The 18,404-nt window shown below is 42.0% G+C and carries 17 protein-coding genes and 1 pseudogene; 15 read left to right on the top strand and 3 right to left on the bottom strand.

Annotated features, from left to right (window positions below):
- The first annotated feature begins 173 nt into the window (after positions 1-173).
- A complete protein-coding gene (locus E0496_RS08330) occupies positions 174-830 on the top strand; it encodes a TetR/AcrR family transcriptional regulator (RefSeq protein WP_141501132.1) in 657 nt (218 codons plus the stop codon).
- Between the two features lie 100 nt (positions 831-930).
- On the opposite strand, the gene E0496_RS08325 is transcribed toward E0496_RS08330, so the two are convergent.
- Positions 931-1,284: a winged helix-turn-helix transcriptional regulator gene (locus E0496_RS08325; protein WP_141501131.1), complete on the bottom strand. Its 354-nt coding sequence runs from the start codon at positions 1,282-1,284 to the stop codon at positions 931-933.
- A gap of 274 nt (positions 1,285-1,558) precedes the next feature.
- Between E0496_RS08325 and E0496_RS08320 the strand changes: the two genes are divergently transcribed.
- Together E0496_RS08320 and E0496_RS08315 are read left to right on the top strand one after the other, a co-directional pair.
- Positions 1,559-1,984, top strand: a complete 426-nt coding sequence (locus E0496_RS08320; protein ID WP_141501130.1) for a MarR family winged helix-turn-helix transcriptional regulator — start codon at positions 1,559-1,561, stop codon at positions 1,982-1,984.
- A gap of 204 nt (positions 1,985-2,188) precedes the next feature.
- On the top strand, positions 2,189-3,292 hold the full coding sequence (locus E0496_RS08315; RefSeq protein ID WP_141501129.1) for a Gfo/Idh/MocA family protein: 1,104 nt from the start codon (positions 2,189-2,191) through the stop codon (positions 3,290-3,292).
- A gap of 225 nt (positions 3,293-3,517) precedes the next feature.
- Here the strand turns inward: E0496_RS08315 and E0496_RS08310 are convergent, their stop codons facing one another.
- Entirely contained in the window at positions 3,518-4,579 is a 1,062-nt protein-coding gene (locus tag E0496_RS08310) for an NAD(P)-dependent alcohol dehydrogenase (protein WP_141501128.1), read from the bottom strand.
- A 176-nt stretch (positions 4,580-4,755) separates the two neighbouring features.
- Positions 4,756-5,157 carry a MerR family transcriptional regulator gene (locus E0496_RS08305; protein WP_141501127.1) on the bottom strand — a complete coding sequence of 134 codons (402 nt, stop codon included), beginning with the start codon at positions 5,155-5,157 and terminating at the stop codon, positions 4,756-4,758.
- Positions 5,158-5,363: 206 nt separating this feature from the next.
- Here E0496_RS08305 and E0496_RS08300 point away from each other — a divergent pair, with 206 nt between their 5' ends.
- The 12 genes and pseudogenes from E0496_RS08300 to E0496_RS08245 all read left to right on the top strand — a co-directional run bounded on the left by E0496_RS08300 (position 5,364) and on the right by E0496_RS08245 (position 18,108).
- The gene (locus tag E0496_RS08300) at positions 5,364-6,527 is read left to right on the top strand and encodes an MFS transporter (RefSeq protein ID WP_141501126.1); all 1,164 of its coding nucleotides are present in this window, start codon (positions 5,364-5,366) and stop codon (positions 6,525-6,527) included.
- Between the two features lie 392 nt (positions 6,528-6,919).
- A complete protein-coding gene (locus E0496_RS08295; protein ID WP_194151617.1) occupies positions 6,920-7,243 on the top strand; it encodes a PadR family transcriptional regulator in 324 nt (107 codons plus the stop codon).
- Positions 7,244-7,245: 2 nt separating this feature from the next.
- Positions 7,246-7,617 (top strand): DUF1048 domain-containing protein, encoded by a 372-nt coding sequence (locus E0496_RS08290; RefSeq protein ID WP_141501124.1) that lies wholly within the window; start codon positions 7,246-7,248, stop codon positions 7,615-7,617.
- A 2-nt stretch (positions 7,618-7,619) separates the two neighbouring features.
- A pseudogene (locus E0496_RS08285) lies at positions 7,620-7,878 on the top strand (DUF1048 domain-containing protein); the annotation flags it as partial.
- Positions 7,879-7,969: 91 nt separating this feature from the next.
- A complete protein-coding gene (locus E0496_RS08280; protein ID WP_141501122.1) occupies positions 7,970-8,731 on the top strand; it encodes an ABC transporter ATP-binding protein in 762 nt (253 codons plus the stop codon).
- Positions 8,732-9,499 (top strand): ABC transporter permease, encoded by a 768-nt coding sequence (locus tag E0496_RS08275; protein WP_141501121.1) that lies wholly within the window; start codon positions 8,732-8,734, stop codon positions 9,497-9,499.
- 388 nt (positions 9,500-9,887) lie between these two features.
- Positions 9,888-10,820: a carbohydrate ABC transporter permease gene (locus E0496_RS08270; RefSeq protein ID WP_141501120.1), complete on the top strand. Its 933-nt coding sequence runs from the start codon at positions 9,888-9,890 to the stop codon at positions 10,818-10,820.
- 16 nt (positions 10,821-10,836) lie between these two features.
- Positions 10,837-11,673 carry a carbohydrate ABC transporter permease gene (locus E0496_RS08265; protein ID WP_141501119.1) on the top strand — a complete coding sequence of 279 codons (837 nt, stop codon included), beginning with the start codon at positions 10,837-10,839 and terminating at the stop codon, positions 11,671-11,673.
- Between the two features lie 75 nt (positions 11,674-11,748).
- Positions 11,749-13,095, top strand: coding sequence for an ABC transporter substrate-binding protein (locus tag E0496_RS08260; RefSeq protein ID WP_141501118.1), 1,347 nt, complete (start codon positions 11,749-11,751; stop codon positions 13,093-13,095).
- A 103-nt stretch (positions 13,096-13,198) separates the two neighbouring features.
- Positions 13,199-14,971 carry a sensor histidine kinase gene (locus E0496_RS08255; RefSeq protein ID WP_161601342.1) on the top strand — a complete coding sequence of 591 codons (1,773 nt, stop codon included), beginning with the start codon at positions 13,199-13,201 and terminating at the stop codon, positions 14,969-14,971.
- A complete protein-coding gene (locus E0496_RS08250) occupies positions 14,943-16,541 on the top strand; it encodes a response regulator transcription factor (protein ID WP_141501116.1) in 1,599 nt (532 codons plus the stop codon). The genes E0496_RS08255 and E0496_RS08250 overlap by 29 nt, the downstream gene beginning before the upstream one ends.
- The gene (locus E0496_RS08245) at positions 16,531-18,108 is read left to right on the top strand and encodes a glycoside hydrolase family 43 protein (protein ID WP_141501115.1); all 1,578 of its coding nucleotides are present in this window, start codon (positions 16,531-16,533) and stop codon (positions 18,106-18,108) included. Before E0496_RS08250 ends, E0496_RS08245 begins: the two co-directional genes overlap by 11 nt.
- Positions 18,109-18,404 lie beyond the last annotated feature (296 nt).

Below are 18,404 nucleotides of genomic sequence, written 5' to 3'. Positions count from 1 at the left end.
TCGATTTATATACGATCCCGTCCTTTTTGCATGGAACCAAAACCATGATGATGCATGTTATAAAATGACCCCCATTGATAGCATGATGGGTTACTCGCCATTACATTGCTGATCGTTTATAATTAGAGGTATCGATGCCAATGCATAAAATCTCTGATTGGGGAGTCTGAAACATGAAGTACCAGCGCGCAAGATCTGAAGAACAGATTCAAGATCGAATTCAAGAAATCGTTGCAGCAGCATCCATGATCTATGACGCAGAAGGCTACGAAGGATTGAATTTCACTACGATATCAGAATACACAAAATTCACAAGACCAAACATATATAAGTATTTCAAAACAAAAGAAGAAATTATCCTCTTAATCCTAAACCAGGATCTTGAGTCTTGGATTTTCGAACTAAGCAAGTCATTTCACATTAATAAGCTGTATTCTATTCAAGAGATCGGAGAAATTTGGACGGATACGTTAATGAAGCATGAACGCCTAATCGAGTTACATGCTATTCTCTACACCACTATTGAGAAAAATGTTTCAGTGGAAGCACTTGCTGAATTCGAGAAAAAATCGATAGCGAATAATTCCGCAATCTTTAATCTGGTAAGTCAACTTTTCCCAAAAGCAGGCGTGGGTAGTATTACGAACTTTATCTATGCTGCTTTTACACTGGCTTTTGGTTTGTATCCGATGAGTAAATTAAGCGAATTACAAATAGACGCAATCAAGTTATCCGGTTCGATCTATACACCACCTGATTTCAAGAGAACTTATCTTGCTTCACTATACCAATTAATGTATTGCTTGGAACATTCCATTGTGATTGAATGACAAAGCGAGTATAAGACTAAGATAACCGCGTTATGCGTGGTTTTTTTGTATACTAGAACGGCACTCTGATTTTCAGGAGCGATACAGTGAACACTCATCCCTAAGGCTTTTCTCCGAATTCCTTACCGAAATCCTGCATCTTCTCCAGGATTGGCAGTAATTTAACTCCCTTGTCTGTTAATGAATACTCTACTCGCGGAGGAACTTCCGGATGAACATCACGTTTAATCACTCCATCGTTCTCAAGCTCTTTAAGCTGCTTTGTGAGAGAGCCTTGTGATAAACCTCCTAGAAATCTTTTTATATCTGAATAACGGCGTGTTTCTCCTTTTAGATACCATAATATAAAGTATTTCCAACGTCCTGAAAGCACATTTTGGGTAAAGGCAATCGCATACATATCCCTTTTTTCATCGATAAACGTTTTATCAAATCCTTCATTACAAACCCTCATGGATACCGCTCCTAATCTAAAGGTACAAAAAAATGTACTAGGTTCATTTATATTGCCCTCTTTGCAAATTAAACAAATGAATTTATGATGATGTTAATGTCACTGAACAGAACAACATGCTTCAACACTTAGTTAGCAGGCTAAATATTATTTTACCACAAAAAAAGTGAACCAATTCTGTGTCTATCCGCTTGAACTAGCTAAATTGACACCTGTATTTTACCATGATACATTTAGTCTGCTAAATATGATACGGATGGTTGGAGGTGAGTCCATGACAGATGCAGTGGATTGTGATATTCGTCAGTCGTTAGATCGGATTTCCTCACAGATGCGTCGAAATTATGGTGAATCTCTACGAGAGCTTAGCCTTTATGTTGGTCAAGATAATCTCCTGTATCGCTTATGGTTAGGCGATGGGGTAACTCAAATGCAATTATGTGATCACTTAAAATGCGAACCGCCTACAGTAACGAACATGGTGAAATCACTGGAGCAGAACGGATTCATATACCGTAAACGTGATGAGCAAGATGCGAGGATCATGCGCATTTTTCTAACGGATAAAGGCAAAGCATTAGAGATACCAGTTGAGATGAAATGGAGACAGCATCAGGAGAAGTTACTTCAATCTATTTCTACGGAAGACCGGCTGATATTAAAACGATTAATGCAACAAATGGAGAGTAATCTGTTGTAGCTCTCTATTCTCCACTATATATTTAGCAAGCTAAATATATACAACAGATATTAGTAATCAAGTTAGCTGAGGAAAAGGAACCTCATTATAATATATACATTTAGTTAGCAGGCTAAATAAAATACACGAGTAGTTTTAACCGGAAGATAGATATTCATATATCCCTAGTATTTCACCAAAATTAATAATAAGGAGCTGTTTTATATGAGTAAAAAAATACGTACAGGTATTATTGGCGGTTCGATTAATAATGGATGGGCGAGAGGCACACATATTCCAGCTATCGAACAGCTGAATGAGTTTGAGCTTACAGCAGTCGGGACGAGCAATATGGATAGTGCAAAGAAGAGCGCTCAAGCTTTCGGCGCAGCCCACGGCTTTGATCAAATGGCGGATTTGGCTCAACATGCCGATGTGGATATGGTCGTCGTTAGTATTAACGTCAAGGACCATTATCATGCTGTCAAAGCCATTGCTCCTGCTGGAAAACCGATATACTGCGAATGGCCACTTGGATCAAATACTGCTGAAGCAATCGAAATGCAGGAATGGGCAGCTTCAAACCAGTTGCCCAACGCCATTGGATTACAGGCCAGGCAGGCTCCGGCTATTCAGTTTGTGAAAGACTTATTGGCAGAAGGTTATGTTGGAAAAGTATTGTCAGCTAATCTAAAGGTATTTATTGACGGGATGGGTGGCGTAGGTGATAAGTCTACTGCGTACTTATTTGATCGGAAAATTGGAGGGAACTTGCTCACCATTGTAGGGGGGCATAATCTGGATGCATTCACCTACATGCTTGGTGACTTTACAGAACTTTCTGCCGTCACCGCACAACAGTTTCCTGAAGTCGAATTAGTGGATATCCACAAAGTCATTAAGAAGACGACGGATGATCAAATTCTGATTACGGGAAAATTGATTAACGGTGCAGCTGCCAGTGTTCATATTCAAGGGGGAGTCAGACATCAGACAGGACTTACACTTGAAATCTTCGGAGACAAAGGCACAATCGTATTAAATGCGCCTGCTTCGATTCAATTCGGTTCACATCAATTACGGGGAGCAGGACCTACAGACCAAGAATTACATGAATTAACTATCCCAGATTCCTATTACTGGGTACCTGAATCCCTTAAAAGTGATTCAGGATTTGTTCTGAATATAGCTCAGGCATACCATAAGTTCGCCCAGGACATTCAGAAAGGAACATCCTTAACACCAGGTTTTGCGGATGCGGTCAAGCTTCATCAGTTACTTGATGCAGTGGAGATAGCAGCACAAACAGGAGTAAGGCAGTATTTATGAACTGAACTGAGTAAAAGGTACAAGAAACCTTACTGAATTATATGAAGAATAGGTCTGGACACACAGCTGTTCACGGTCAAATATTTCGCACTCGAGAGACGATTGCTTAAATAAACAGCGGCAGTCTAGGGACTTCATTACCTCGTCCAAGGCATGCCGCTGTTTTTTTGTTGAGACTTCTTTTCTATAGGTTCAGTTCAAGATATTAGAAAACGACTTTGCATGTTACAAAGTAGAAATGTCAATCACGAACCGATACCGTACATCACTTTTGAGGATACGCTCATACGATTCTCCAACTTGATCAGCATTGATCACTTCAATCTTAGGAGCAATGCCATGTTCCGCTGCAAAATCGAGCATTTCCTGCGTTTCACGAATTCCACCAACGAGCGAGCCGGCAATGCTGCGACGACCCATAATTAATGAGAATACATGAAACTTGTCTGATTCAGACGGTGCGCCAACATTTACAAGTGTTCCGTCAATACGAAGGAGTGATAAATACGCATCAACATCCAGATTTGCAGACACCGTGTTTAAGATCAGATCAAAACGACCAGCTAGTTGTGTAAATGTATCAGAATCACTTGTTGCAAAGTAATGATCTGCGCCAAATTTCAATGCTTCCTCTTTCTTATCATTAGAGCGACTCAATACGGTTACTTCCGCACCCAAAGCATGAGCAAATTGGATGGCTACATGTCCAAGGCCGCCCATTCCCAAGATGGCAACCTTCTTGCCTGGACCAACGTTCCAATGCTTTAGAGGAGAATATGTGGTAATACCTGCACATAATAGTGGGCTTGCCACATCCAAATTCAGACTGTCTGGGACCCGGACAACGAAACCTTCCGTAACAACGATTTTTTGACTATATCCTCCATAGGTTGGATTGCCATCATAATCTAAACCGTTATAGGTGTTGATAACGCCTTTCGTACAAAATTGCTCCTCGCCGCTGAGGCAGTATTCACATTCTCCGCAGGAATCAACAAAGCAACCAACGCCTACACGATCACCAACGACAAATTTGCTTACTTCTGATCCTACCGCTTCTACGACACCAGCAATTTCATGACCAGGAACCATCGGGAAGATTCCGCCACCCCACTCACCGAATGCGCTGTGAATATCAGAGTGACAAATACCGCTGAATTTAATATCAATCAAGATATCGTGTGATCGTAATTCTCTCCGTTCAATAGTGGTCTTTTCAAATGGTGCTTTTGCACTTGAGACACTGAGAACACTTGTCGTGATCTCGCCTTTATGATTATTACACATAAAATTACACAAACCTTTCTTTTGTCAAATAGATTGAAGATGTCATCCGCATCGATCAACTTTTTTTAAATTGATTTAAGAGCTGCAAGGATAGCTTACTCCTTAAAGTCGACTTTAAGGCAAGCATTTTTCCGAAAAAATGATGGGGAAGAAGAGAGTGCAGCGATCACTGCATTTCATTTTACGTGTAGTTCTTCATTAAGCTTTGTTTTGTGGTTTTGCTTTTCTAGTTCGTCGTAATATTCTATTTTCAATTCAATTTTGGCAAAAGCGCTATCCAAGTCTCTTTTTTTCTCCATCATTTTCTCTTTATGTTTTTCAAATATCTGTTTTCGTTGCAAGGCAGTGCCGTCTCCCTCTTTCGTTAGTTCCACAATCGCACGTAATTCGGAGAGAGGGATGTCCGTTTTTCGTAAACATACAATAAGTTCTAACCATAATAAATCGGATTCGTTAAAAATACGGTTGCCATGTTCATCCCTTTTAATAAAAGGGAGAAGACCCTCTTGTTCATAATATCGCAGTGTATGTGCGGGCAAACCGATCTTATCTGCAGCTTCTTTTATATGAAAATTCATGGTATCCTCCATAGTCTTAATGATATTTTTCGATTCATTTACTCAAGAATCCTATTTATTATAGATCTTAAAGTCCACTTTAATGCAACAACACTTTTTCATCTTCTGAAGTAGAATATCCCTTGACTTAAAGTCGACTTTAAGGGTTATTCTTGCTTTGCTTTAGAAAAGAATGAAGAAGTAGGGAAGGTTGGAGTTGGGGTTTTATGGATAAAAAAAGTAATTTGCTTATATTTATATTGGCGCTAGGCGTTTTCGGTATTTTGAATACCGAGATGGGGGTTATTGGTATATTGCCTTTGATTGCTGATTACTATGATGTCAGTGTGTCAAGAGCTGGATTGTTTGTGAGTCTTTTTGCACTTGTGGTTGCAATTTCTGCTCCGAGTATGCCGTTATTGTTTTCAGGTTTAAATCGTAAAAAGGCTATGTTACTTGTCCTCGGTATTTTCATTCTGGGTAACATTGTATCCATATTCGCAACTAACTTTACCATTGCAATAATTGCTCGTGTGATTCCAGCATTTTTTCATCCCATTTATTGTTCAATGGCTTTTACAGTAGCAGCTAACTCCGTTAGTCATGAAGAATCGCCAAAAGCTGTTTCTAAAATAATGTTAGGGGTATCCGCAGGTATAGTACTCGGTGTGCCCATCACAAGTTATATTGCTAATGAATCCTCACTTGAATTGGCCATGTTATTTTTTGCTTTCATAAATGCTATTACATTCCTTGCTACATTTCTATTAGTACCATCTATGCCTGTTAAGGAAAAACTTTCTTACGGATCACAATTAAGTGTGTTGAAAAGTTCAATAACTTGGCTTTCAATTGCCGCTGTTATTTTTATAAATGCATCAATATTTGGGGTTTATAGTTACCTTGCAGAGTATCTTGAAACCATCACTCATATATCCGGGAAAACGATTAGCTTAATGTTAGTCGTATATGGAGGGGCAAATGTGATTGGGAACATTTTAGCAGGGAAGTTGCTTACTAAAAATGCCATGAAAACGGTTGTCATTTTCCCTTTCGCATTAGTAGCCGTTTACATCCTATTATTCTCATTCGGACAACTGACTGCACCTATGGCTATCATTACATTGGTTTGGGGAATATTAGCTGGTATTGGAGGAAATATCGCTCAATTTTGGATCTCGTCTGCAGCTCCCAAAGCCCCTGATTTCGCAAATGGACTATTTTTATCATCAGCAAATATAGGAACAACAGTTGGTACAGCTGTTGGGGGATTTTTTATAACCGCATTCGGCACACCATACATCGTTATCGGGGGATTATTATCCGTGATACTGAGTGCACTGTTTATTTTGCTAAGAAACAACATGTTTAGAATTAGGAAACAGATTTAGATTTCTTTTTTTCAAAAAGCTATACGAAAGATGATTTCCTTCTTGACGACTATGGGTAATTGGGATAACTAAATCAATCAAGTTTCTTTCTCCTCGGTATCTTTAGCGACAGATGGTAAACATCATAACGGCGAATTCTTAGATGAGAAAGGCATGTACCCTTGTAATCCACAGTTGCCAAAGTCGGAGAACAAGAACATATATTCATTACAAGCCGCGCTTTTCGCGGCTTTTTGTTTTATGGATATATGTTCTTTTACAACCCATAAGACAAAAAAATATATCCTTGGCCGTTGCAATCGCTATTGACAAACCAACTACTACGTCATACTATATAGAGGTAGTAAGTAATACGCAATACCGGTCATACAGAATAGCTAGGAGTGATTGTGCTGGAAAATCTAACGGAAATGCTCAAAGGTTCGCTTGAGGGCTGCGTTCTTGAAATTATAAGCCGCAAAGAAACCTACGGCTACGAAATCACGCGGCGGCTGAACGCCCAAGGCTTCACAGATGTTGTGGAGGGAACGGTGTACACCATCCTAATCCGGCTTGAAAAAAGCAAGCTGGTCGAGATCACCAAGAAGCCCTCCGATATGGGGCCGCCGCGAAAGTTTTTCACACTAAACGACGCGGGACGTGAGGAGCTGCAAAGGTTCTGGGAAAAATGGGAATTTGTCTCGTCGAAAATCAACCAATTAAAGGAGGAGCAATAACCATGCTTGATTCTATTATTAAATTGTTAATTGGCGACTTGGAAGAAAAACGGGTTTATAAGCAATTTATGAAGCGAGTTGACGCCCTGCCGAAAGATTATCGATTTGCGTTTCGCAAAATTCAACATTATATGTTTAGCGTTGGCCCCCCAGGCGGTGACATGACGATATTTACAGACTTAACGATGTTTACGAACTTAGTGGATTTATTTGAAGAAAGCGCGGCAGAGGGCAGGCAGGTTCTTGATGTTATAGGCTGTGATGTCGGCAAATTTAGTGATGAGTTCATGCGAGCATCGGTTACCAATACTGAAACACTGCGAGAAAAACTAAACAAAGAGATAATGGAAAAATTTAATATGAAGGAGCAATAACGATGCTGGAGCTTATCAAAAAAATGATCGGGGATAAAAAAGAATATAAGGCGCAAATGACACGGATTGAAACACTGCCTGAAGACTACCAGTTCGTGTTTGAAAAGATCCATGGATACATGTGGAGCTTCGCAGTAGGAGATGGCTCTGACATGTTGAAAATTCAGCACGAAATGATCGAGTTGTTTGAAGCCAGCGCCGCAGACGGCAAGAACGTTCTTGACGTGACGGGCGAAGATGTTGCCGGGTTCTGCGATGAGTTTTTGCGCGATACGAGAAAGTGGACCGATAACTTTCGCAATAAATTAAACAGCGACTTGAGGAACAAATTCGGAAGGGGGGACAATTCTAAATGAAAGACATTGCAATCCAAGTAAAGGGTCTGCAAAAGTCCTACAAGCAGCATCAAGTCCTAAAAGACGTAACTTTCGAGGTGGAGCAGGGCAGTATTTTTGCTTTGCTCGGCTCCAATGGCGCGGGCAAGACAACCGCGGTCAAAATCCTCACCACGCTGCTCAATTCAGACAGCGGATCCGTTACCGTAAATGGATTCGACGTTACATCCAACCCCGACCAAGTGCGGCAGGCGATCAGTCTGACCGGACAATTTGCCGCTGTAGATGAAGTTTTGACCGGACGGGAAAATCTAATCATGATTGCAAAACTAAGATACCTCAAAAATCCACGTCAAGTTGCAGATGACTTGCTTAAGCGCTTTGGTCTGACAGAGGCTGCCGACCGCAAGGCGTCCACATATTCAGGTGGTATGCGCCGCAGGCTCGACATCGCCCTGAGTCTCGCGGGAAAACCGCAGATCGTTTTCCTTGACGAGCCGACAACTGGACTCGACCCCGAAGCACGCATCGAGGTTTGGAAGATGGTAAAGGAGCTGACCGCTGGAGGTACGACGATATTTCTCACCACGCAGTATTTGGAGGAGGCGGAGCAGCTTGCCGACCGTATTGCCATTCTTCACGAAGGAACAATTATTGCGAGCGGCACGCTCGCGGATCTGAAAAAGCTGTTCCCGCAAGCGAAGGTGGAGTATGTTGAAAAACAGCCATCGTTAGAAGAAATTTTCCTCGCAATCATCGGTAAGAAGGAGGCTATGTAAATGGAGACGGTAAAAAAACATTTTTTCAGCGATTTGAGCGTTATGCTTGGGCGCTCTATGCGCCATATTTTCCGCAGCTTGGACACCATCGTCACGGTCTGCTTAACTCCGATTGCGATGATGCTGCTGTTTGTCTATGTGTTTGGCGGCGCAATCCAAACCGGTACGGATAACTATGTGAACTACCTGTTGCCTGGTATCCTGCTGATTGCGATTGCAAGCGGTATATCTTATACGGCTTACCGCCTGTTTTTGGATAAGCAACGGGGCATAATTGAGCGGTTCCATTCCATGCCCATTTCTCGTTCCGCCGTGCTATGGGGGCATGTGCTGACCTCGGTGGTATCCAACGTTATTTCTGTTATCATCATCATTCTCGTAGCGCTCATTATGGGCTTTCGCTCGTCATCAGGGGTGCTGCCTTGGCTTGCCGTAGCCGGTATACTCGTGTTGTTTACGCTGGCTTTAACTTGGATCGCGGCGATTGCCGGACTGTCCGCCAAATCGGTGGAAGGCGCAAGCGCCTTTTCCTATCCGCTTATCTTCCTGCCGTTTATCAGCTCGGCGTTTGTGCCGACCGATTCAATGCAGACTGTCGTTCGCGTCTTTGCAGAAAACCAGCCGGTGACCTCGATCGTGGAAGCCATTCGTGCACTGCTGTCAGGTCAGCCGGTAGGCAATGATATATGGGTCGCTCTTGCATGGTGCATCGGAATCATGCTCGTGGCATATATCTTTGCTATGAGGGCGTATAAGAAACGATTTTAATTACAGAAGCGCGACCCAGTACTGTACCGGTACTGGGTTTTTCTATCCAATGATCATGTTCCTTCAACTTCAAGCTGAAGTAATGAAACTAGTACAAGGCGATGTTAAGATTCACATAAATTGTTTTCTGCACTCTTAATGACTGTAAGCCACCTTCCCAGGTGGTTTTTTATTTTTCATTGATATCGGTTTTTCACCAATATTCTTATGACTCTTTTATTTTTTATAGAACTATTTCCCATTTTAAACGCCTATAGAATTAACTTGATACGAAATACCAGGTAAAAATAGTACACCACAATGCGTCTAAATCCTGACCTGTAAATTCGAATGGTTATTTCTATAATAAAGTTATTCATAAGGGATCAACCGCAGGAGGTAAACAGCTATGGCTACTATAATCGACAAAGTAAAGAGTACGAAAAGTGAAAGGTGGTGGAATCAGTACCGAAAAGAAGCCATTGTGGGATGGCTTTTTCTAGCACCTGAAGCTATAGGGATTATAACGCTTGCTATTTTCCCATTGCTCTTTTCATTGTTTCTAAGCTTTACGGATTGGAATCTCATTGGTGGTTTTAAGGAAATGAACATGATCGGATTCGGGAATTTCGAGAGGATGTTGGACGATTCGAAATTCTGGAAGGGCTTAAAGAACAATTTGTTCTTTACTTCCGTTACGGTACCGGTGGGACTAATCATTGCGATGATTATGGCTGTTCTTGTGCACACGAAGGTCTATGCAAAAGGATTGTTCAAAATTTTGTTTTTTATTCCCTATATCTGTTCTACGGTTGCTATTGCAGCAGTGTGGGCCGCACTCTATCACCCTTCAAGCGGGCCAATCAATCAGTTTCTAATGGGGATTGGTTTCGACCACCCTCCGAAGTGGCTTGTTGATTCGGAATACGCGATCGTTTCGATCATGGTGATCGCCATTTGGCAGGCACTCGGCTATCAGATGATCATATTTCTCGCTGGATTGACGCAAATATCTGAAGATATATATGAGTCAGCAAGAATCGATGGAGCATCAGGTCTGCAGCAGTTCTGGTCCATCACGGTGCCGATGTTGGCTCCTACAACGCTATTTTTGACAATTACGACAGTCATCGGTTCTTTTAAAGTGTTTGATCTCATTAAATTTTTGACAGACGGTGGACCCAATGATGCATCGACTGTGCTTGTCTACCGAATTTATGAGGAGGGTTTTATTAATTTTAATATGGGTTACGCATCTGCGATGTCTTGGGTACTCTTTCTACTTGTGATCGCTGTATCGTCAGTAACCTGGATTATACAAGCCAGAGGGAAGCGGACATAAAGGAGGCATAGGAAAAATGTCATTAAAGAACTTAAAGCTTGACCGATTGCTTATAACCATTCTATTGTCGGCATGTTCAATCTTATTTATTGTTCCATTATTGTGGATGCTCTCCGCTTCAGCCAAGCTAGAGCGGGATGTCATGACTTATCCCATTCAATGGATTCCACAGCAGTGGAATTGGCTGGAAAACTTCCAGAAGGTATGGTTGGAAAATGTCCCTTTTACCTTGTTCTATTGGAATTCCTTCAAGCTTGCGATCATTTCTACGATAGCAACATTATTATTCTCGTCAATGGCTGCTTTTGCTTTCTCCAAGCTTCGTGCTCCTGGGAAAGGTATTATGTTTGCGCTTATGATGTCATTTATGATCATTCCTGATCAAGCAACACTTGTACCACGTTTTATCATGATTAAATGGCTAGGCTTGTATAATTCGCATGAAGGGCTAGTGCTAATGCTTGCTTTTTCAATGTACTTCACCTTTTTAATGAGGCAATTTATGATGGGAGTTCCTAATGATTTCATCGAAGCAGCGAAAATTGACGGAGCAGGTTATCTTAGGGTGTATGCACAAATTTTACTGCCATTGTCCAAGCCGATTTTGGCGACAGCAGGTATTATTAAGTTCATATGGACCTGGAATGACTATCAGAATCCTTTGATTTTCTTGTTTAAAAAGGAGCTATTTCCTCTACCACTGGGCATTCAATTTTTTCGGCAGGAATACTCTAACAACGTTTCGTTAATGATGATGGCTGCAGTGTCAGCAATCATTCCCCTTATCATCGTCTTTATCATTCTCCAAAAGGAGGTGATAAACGGGATTACTGTCGGAGGAGTAAAAGGATAATCTGGTTAAAGCAAAGTCAAAATAATGCAAGTGAAAAACTAGAGGGTAAATCATAAGTAATAAAGGGGATGCAAAATGAAAAAAATCATACTATTACTCACATTGTGTTCATTCATGTTAGTGGCTGCTTGCAGCAACAGTGGAAATGGAAATCAGGGAACACCCACGGAATCCGATGCTGGCTCGGCAGGGAACGAAGTCGTGACGTTAAAATTTTACACGAACGCTAAGGGTGAAAAAGGTGAACCCTTGATGAATATCGTGGAAGCGTTCAACGCTCAAAGCAAGAACGTCAAGGTAGAGCATGTAGCACTTGTGCAAAATAACGATTCACGTGAAATGCTTCAAAAGTTGGATGTGTTATCCTCTTCGGGAGAAGCGGTTGATATTGTTCTTTTAAATAACGAAGGTTATGTGTTGGAACGTGCAGGTAACGGGATGTTATATCCGCTGGATGAATTCTATGAAGCGAACCAGATTAATGCGGAAGATGAATTCTATCGCAATCCGAAATATGACGGAAAGTATTATGGTGCGATGACCGATGCAAGCTTCTGGTATGTGGCCATCAACGAAAATCATTTGAAGGAAGCCGGCTTGGACAAACCTTCATTCGATTGGACCTGGGATGATTTTAGGGAATATGCGAAAAAATTAAAGGAAAGCAAGGAAGGACGATTCGGAGCTTACTTCCACACTTTCGGGGAGTATGCCAATCTGATTGCGTACACCGATTTCAAGAATCCGCAGTTAAAAGAAGACGGTACTTTGTTGTTTGATGATCCAAGCTTCGAATATTGGTTCAATCTCCGCAGAGGGATGGAAGTGGAAGATAAGTCGGTAAGGCCGCTTGCTGATGTATTGGCTGCCAAACAGCATTGGGCCACTGATTTCATGAATGGTACAACTAGCATGATGCCAATTGCGATGTATTCGCTTGATGAAGCGTTTCTAAATGATACAAGCTATCCGAGAGATTTCAATATTACGTTTGCACCGCTACCTCGTTCATCCAAAGAAGTGGAGCCAGGTTTAACGAGCATAGGCGGCAGTTATCTTTCTATTCATAAAAATTCGAAGCATAAAGAGGCTGCTTTTGAGTTTATCAAGTTTGCAACGATGGAAGGAGCGACACTATCGGGCAGAATCCCAGGCTGGAAAAAAGCGGACGGAAAAGCTATTGTGACAGAAATTGTTGGTGATAAAAAGAATCTGGTGGACATGGACGCTTTGATTGCTACGCTCTTTGATGAGCGTGTCCGGACAGCTGGTTCCTCTGTGATTAGCGTTCCTTACCAGCAACAGTTGAAGAAGGTTGCCGAAGGTGGGATCAATAAGTTCTTGCTCGACGATGTACCGTTTGAAGAAGCACGCACGTTTATGCTGGATGAAGGACAAAAGATCATCATAAGCAATAAATAATCATTTGTATCGGGAGGTCGGCAATTGCCGATTTCCCTGTTTTCATTATGGAGTTTGATTATAATTGTGTAAAATGGATTGTAGGATTGGGGGGGGATACTTCATGCGTTGGTTATACCGAATTTCGTTCTACCGTCAAATCCAATTAGCGCTGCTGCTCTTTCTTACAATCCCGCTGCTATTGATTTCGGTGATGTCCTATATTACCAATAAACAAGCAAACGAAGAAAATGTCCGTTCAAACATGAAGGGTATTATCGGAACGTTAGCCAACGATATCTCCAAAACGGCAAACGATGTCATCTATACGGTGAATCAGTACTCAGCTTCACAGTTGAATCATTCTCATTCGGATTTGAGAAAATTAAAAGCTATAACGAGCTTTGAAACATTTGCAGACTATCAGTCCTATACGAGCATAGCGGAGAATATGACATTTTACGTTGGGAAATTATCATTGATGAATGTTAATGTGTTGTACCTCAATCAAGCCTATTATCCGCTTGTTGGCTCAGCTAAACCCAGTGATATAGCATCGCTTCGCAAAGACATACGTTTTGAGCATTTGCCAAAGAGCGAAGCTTCCACAGGTATCGTACATTGGTTTCGAGCGGAACAGATGGACAGCTACGATGATGTCTTCCAATCATCCTATTATTTGTTCTTGAAAAAATCTATTTATGATCCCATTCGTCACGAAGTGCTGGGTACACTCTTTGTTGGCATTCCTCATTCCTATTTTGATTCATTGTTCCATAATGCAGGTCAAGGGGCCTTTTCCTTATATGAGCAGGATGGAAGTTTATTAGCAGGCGTCAAAAACAGTCCATCCCATTTCATAGACGGGGCGGATTCAGGCAAAAAGAGAGAAACGGTACCCGTGTCGGGAACGACTTGGACTTTGGTGTACGAGCTAGACACAACTGCGGTGTTTGGCGACATAACGCAACGCTTCTGGTATACGCTCCTTGCCGTTTGTATTGTGCTGTTCGTGTTTTTGTTCATATCAAGCGTCATCGCAAAGGGATTAAACAGGCCAATCCATAAGCTAATGCGTGTCGCTTCACAATACGGAGAGGGAAACAGCTCTGTTCGTTACCTTGTGACAGGACAAAATGAGATTTCACTTCTTGGTAAATCGATTAATGACATGCTGGATAATATTAATGCACTTATTAGCAAGTTGGAAAACGAGCAGGAAGAGAAAAGAACGATTGAATTGTATGCTTTGTTCTCCCAAATCCAGCCGCACTTCCTGTTCAATACGCTTAATTCCATCAAGTGTAATTTAGCCCTTGAAGGTGATCAGGTGCACAGCGAGACTATCGATTCCTTAATGGCGTTATTGCGGGCTCACTTAAAGGTACACGAGCCATTAACCCTTGCAGATGAATGTAAGTTGCTCTCACAATATGTATCCATAATTCGAATGCGAAATCGACTAAATATTAAGCTGGACATTTCACTGACCGACCATTTTCGCGAGGTAATGATTCCACGTCTACTACTGCAGCCATTGGTTGAGAACAGTATTATTCATGGTTTTAACCGATCCACTTCCCATCCATTAATTGAAGTAATGATTAGGGAAGCATTTCAAGGGATCGAAATTCGAGTATCTGACAATGGCCGAGGAACTACTTTTGAACAGGTGGCTAGACTGAATCAAAAGTTTGAGAATGAGGTGGAACAAGTCGGTGATAGCGGGATTGGGTTGTATAACGTTTATCGTCGTCTGAAGCTGACATTTGGAAATTCAGCTCGACTTAGCATTGAGTTGGGCGAGAAGGATAGATTTGTGAGTAAAATATATATTCCAATGAATAAGGATAGAGAGGAAAAACCCAATGTTGAAAGCGATGCTGGTCGACGATGATGCACCGGTTGTGGAATATTTGCGCAAACTCATTCCATGGGAGTCTCTAACTATCCGTATATGTGCAGAAGCTTATTCAGCCGAGGAAGCTCTGGAACTTTTCACAGCGACCAAGCCGGACATCTTACTTACCGATATCGGTCTTCCCGACGGGAATGGAATCGAACTGGCTCGACGCCTTCGAGTTTTTAATCCCAAACTTCGTGTTATCTTCCTAACCTGTCACGAGGATTTTCAATATGTCAAAGAGGCACTTAGGATTGAAGCGGATGATTATATCGTCAAAGATGAGTTAAATCCAGAGAAGATTGCTGAAAGTTTGAAAAAAGCAGTCTCGCGTTTTGATGATGAGCAAGATCAGTTGGAGAGAATGGCGTACAAGAGTGACATGACGCGAAATAAGAATGTTCTCATCCAACAGTTTTTTCATGAGCTTTCTCATGGCGGAGATCCAAGAGCGCTGCTCGAGCACGGGACAAGATTGGGTATATTATGGACTGATGATTCGCGCTATGCCATAGGTTTATGCCACTTGGACAGAGGAGATCTTATTGAAGTTTATCAAAGTGATCGAACGGAATTGGTACGATATGCTGCATATAACATTGCTGTGGAGTTGTCCGAGCATACGACTGTGACCATCTTCTATTCTAAAGACGGACGCCTTTGGTGCATTGCTTGCTCGAGAGAAGGGGATGTGAAGGCAGACTTAGAGAAGTTTGGTACTCAGCTTCGCGAGAAGCTGCTTAAGTTCTTAAAGGTCGAAAGTTATATCATAACCACAGAAGAGGTTTGCATCTTGCCTGAGCTTGGGAAGGGGATCATTGCAACAAAAAAGTGTTTCGAACAGGATTTTTATGTTGTAAACGCGGATGATTCTCAAGACTTGTGGAGCAGCAAAGAACAGGAAGAGAATAGATTGGATTCATTGGCGGTTAAATGGATGGAAGCTCTAAATCTTGCAAACGATTCATTCGCGTATATCTATCTCTATAATCTAGAGAAAGCCATGTATTTAGCTGCTTTGGCACCGGCAGATGCGAAGGAGCTGTTGCTGCGATGGGTTCAGGAGGCAACCGTACGGAGTGGCCGCTCATTAGCTGCAGATGTTCAGGAGGATATCGGCAAGTCCGTTCGATTGAATGAAGCGTTTCGAATCGTGCGTTGGTTTATGAAGGCTCTCATAACCAGTGCTAGATCATTTTCTCAAGACGAGAGTACGATGAACCCAGATCTGAAAGCGATTAATCGGTTTATTCGAGAAAACATATATCGAAATATAACATCAATTGATATCGCTCGCCACTTGCATCTAAATCCAAGCTACTTCTCTCGTTACTTCAAGAAGATGACGGGTATAAATGTAACAGACCACGTACATTTAATAAAAATGGATGAAGCGAAGCTGCTGCTTACGGAAAAAGGAGAATCGGCTGAAAACATTGCTTATATGTTGGGATATTCAGATCGCGGCTATTTTTCAAGAGTATTCAAAAAATACGTTACCGTAAGTCTAAGCGAATACAAACAACGGTATTATTCGGAAATGGAGAGTAGCGATGAAAAGTAACAATAGTATGGCTAAGCATGATAGTTACCCGTGGATCGCAGACCAAGGAGACGGTACTTTCGTTAATCCGATCCTACATGCCGATTATTCCGATCCAGATGTGGTTCGTGTTAATAATGACTTTTACATGACCGCTTCCAGTTTTGGTCATATTCCCGGACTGCCTATTCTTCATTCGAAGGATCTTGTGAATTGGCGTTTAATCAATCATGCGATCTTACGAATGCCGATTACGAACTTTAATCAACCGCAACATGGGAACGGTGTGTGGGCGCCAAGCATCCGCTATCATAACGGACAATATTGGATCTTCTATGGCGATCCAGATGTTGGTGTATTTATGACAACAGCTCAAGATCCATCAGGTACTTGGAGTGACTTGCATCTTGTTATGGAAGGGAAAGGTATTATCGATACCTGCCCATTTTGGGATGACGATGGCGAGGCGTATTTGGCTCATGCCTATGCACATAGTCGAAGTGGTATAAAACATCGACTGCAAATACGAAGGATGACGCCTGACGGAAAAAAAATACTCGATGAAGGCGTTGTTATTATCGACGACCCTTCACGTCATCCAACGATTGAAGGTCCTAAGATGTACAAACGCCAGGGCATATACTATGTATTTGCCCCAGCTGGAGGCGTAGAGACAGGCTGGCAAACGGTTCTACGTTCCGAGCATCCTCTAGGCCCTTACGAAGCCCGCGTTGTTCTTCATCAAGGCGAGACGCCTGTGAATGGTCCGCATCAAGGAGCGTGGGTGGAGCTTGCATCCGGAGAATCTTGGTTTTTGCATTTCCAGCATAAGGATGCGTACGGGAGAATCGTTCATTTACAACCAATGGAGTGGAAGGCTGGTTGGCCGATTATTGGTATCGATCAGGATGGAGATGGGATCGGCGAGCCTGTAATGCGTGCACCAAAGCCGAACGTGGGTGATAACATTCATCCGATAGAAGCACCAGCTTCCACCGATACATTCGATTCTCCTGAACTAGGCTTACAATGGCAGTGGCAAGCTAATCCTCAGGAAAACTGGTATTCTCTTTCTGAGAGAAGCGGATATCTTCGATTTTATACACAAACAGGGTTAGAGGGGCAGAATTCGTTATATAAGGCACCCTACCTTTTGATGCAAAAATTCCCAGCACTTACGTTTGAAGTAACGACGACTTTGGACATATCAGGCTTCCAACAAGGAGATCGAGCAGGAATAGTCATCTTTGGTTATCATTATTTGGCATTAACTTTTGTGTTAGACGCTGAGAAAGGCCCCGAAATTCAATTGCTTGAAGGGGATATGGATAGTGAAAGCTTAGTATGGAGGCTTTCAGCAGCATTCCCAAGCAGGTTATGGTTTAGGATTTCAGTCGAAGCAGGGGCTGTGTGCCAGTTTCAATATAGCCAGGACGGGAAACAGTTCGAGAGGATTGAGCATGAACCATTTCATGCTACAGTCAGTAAATGGGTTGGAGCGAAAGTGGGGTTATATGCTCAAGCTGATCAAAAGTCCGGAGGTTATGTTGACTTCGATGATTTCATAGTTACACGTTTGTTGTGTTAGCGGCGAGTCCCGTGGACATTCGCCAGCTTAGGATGATTATTGTTCCATGCATTTCGAATCGATTGTCTTCGACTGAGCGAGGGGAAACAATACGTTGATCTGATTGGGAGACCGCGTTTAACGCGGTCTTTTAAATATTGTAAAGCTCATCCACCTAGAAAAGGTGGTTTTTTGTTTTTAGGAGCAAAGTGGAACAATAATGGCTCGAATGAGCTAATTCCTTGCCATTTGTGACGATTAAGTTCGGTTAATGGCTCTTTCGAGTCATACGGATAAAAGTATACATTTGTTAATAT

The sequence above is a fragment of the Paenibacillus luteus genome (assembly GCF_006542765.1).
GTDB lineage: Bacteria > Bacillota > Bacilli > Paenibacillales > Paenibacillaceae > Pristimantibacillus > Pristimantibacillus luteus.
Note: the sequence above shows the minus strand (reverse complement) of the source record. Positions and strands in the feature narration are given on the sequence as shown.

What these genes read in the sequence shown, in the direction of transcription:
- E0496_RS08330 (WP_141501132.1), top strand. Translation starts at nt 174, where the DNA reads ATGAAGTACCAGCGCGCAAGATCTGAAGAACAGATTCAAGATCGAATT.
- E0496_RS08325 (WP_141501131.1), bottom strand. Translation starts at nt 1,284, where the DNA reads ATGAGGGTTTGTAATGAAGGATTTGATAAAACGTTTATCGATGAAAAA.
- E0496_RS08320 (WP_141501130.1), top strand. Translation starts at nt 1,559, where the DNA reads ATGACAGATGCAGTGGATTGTGATATTCGTCAGTCGTTAGATCGGATT.
- E0496_RS08315 (WP_141501129.1), top strand. Translation starts at nt 2,189, where the DNA reads ATGAGTAAAAAAATACGTACAGGTATTATTGGCGGTTCGATTAATAAT.
- E0496_RS08310 (WP_141501128.1), bottom strand. Translation starts at nt 4,579, where the DNA reads ATGTGTAATAATCATAAAGGCGAGATCACGACAAGTGTTCTCAGTGTC.
- E0496_RS08305 (WP_141501127.1), bottom strand. Translation starts at nt 5,157, where the DNA reads ATGAATTTTCATATAAAAGAAGCTGCAGATAAGATCGGTTTGCCCGCA.
- E0496_RS08300 (WP_141501126.1), top strand. Translation starts at nt 5,364, where the DNA reads ATGGATAAAAAAAGTAATTTGCTTATATTTATATTGGCGCTAGGCGTT.
- E0496_RS08290 (WP_141501124.1), top strand. Translation starts at nt 7,246, where the DNA reads ATGCTTGATTCTATTATTAAATTGTTAATTGGCGACTTGGAAGAAAAA.
- E0496_RS08280 (WP_141501122.1), top strand. Translation starts at nt 7,970, where the DNA reads ATGAAAGACATTGCAATCCAAGTAAAGGGTCTGCAAAAGTCCTACAAG.
- E0496_RS08275 (WP_141501121.1), top strand. Translation starts at nt 8,732, where the DNA reads ATGGAGACGGTAAAAAAACATTTTTTCAGCGATTTGAGCGTTATGCTT.
- E0496_RS08270 (WP_141501120.1), top strand. Translation starts at nt 9,888, where the DNA reads ATGGCTACTATAATCGACAAAGTAAAGAGTACGAAAAGTGAAAGGTGG.
- E0496_RS08265 (WP_141501119.1), top strand. Translation starts at nt 10,837, where the DNA reads ATGTCATTAAAGAACTTAAAGCTTGACCGATTGCTTATAACCATTCTA.
- E0496_RS08260 (WP_141501118.1), top strand. Translation starts at nt 11,749, where the DNA reads ATGAAAAAAATCATACTATTACTCACATTGTGTTCATTCATGTTAGTG.
- E0496_RS08255 (WP_161601342.1), top strand. Translation starts at nt 13,199, where the DNA reads ATGCGTTGGTTATACCGAATTTCGTTCTACCGTCAAATCCAATTAGCG.
- E0496_RS08250 (WP_141501116.1), top strand. Translation starts at nt 14,943, where the DNA reads ATGTTGAAAGCGATGCTGGTCGACGATGATGCACCGGTTGTGGAATAT.
- E0496_RS08245 (WP_141501115.1), top strand. Translation starts at nt 16,531, where the DNA reads ATGAAAAGTAACAATAGTATGGCTAAGCATGATAGTTACCCGTGGATC.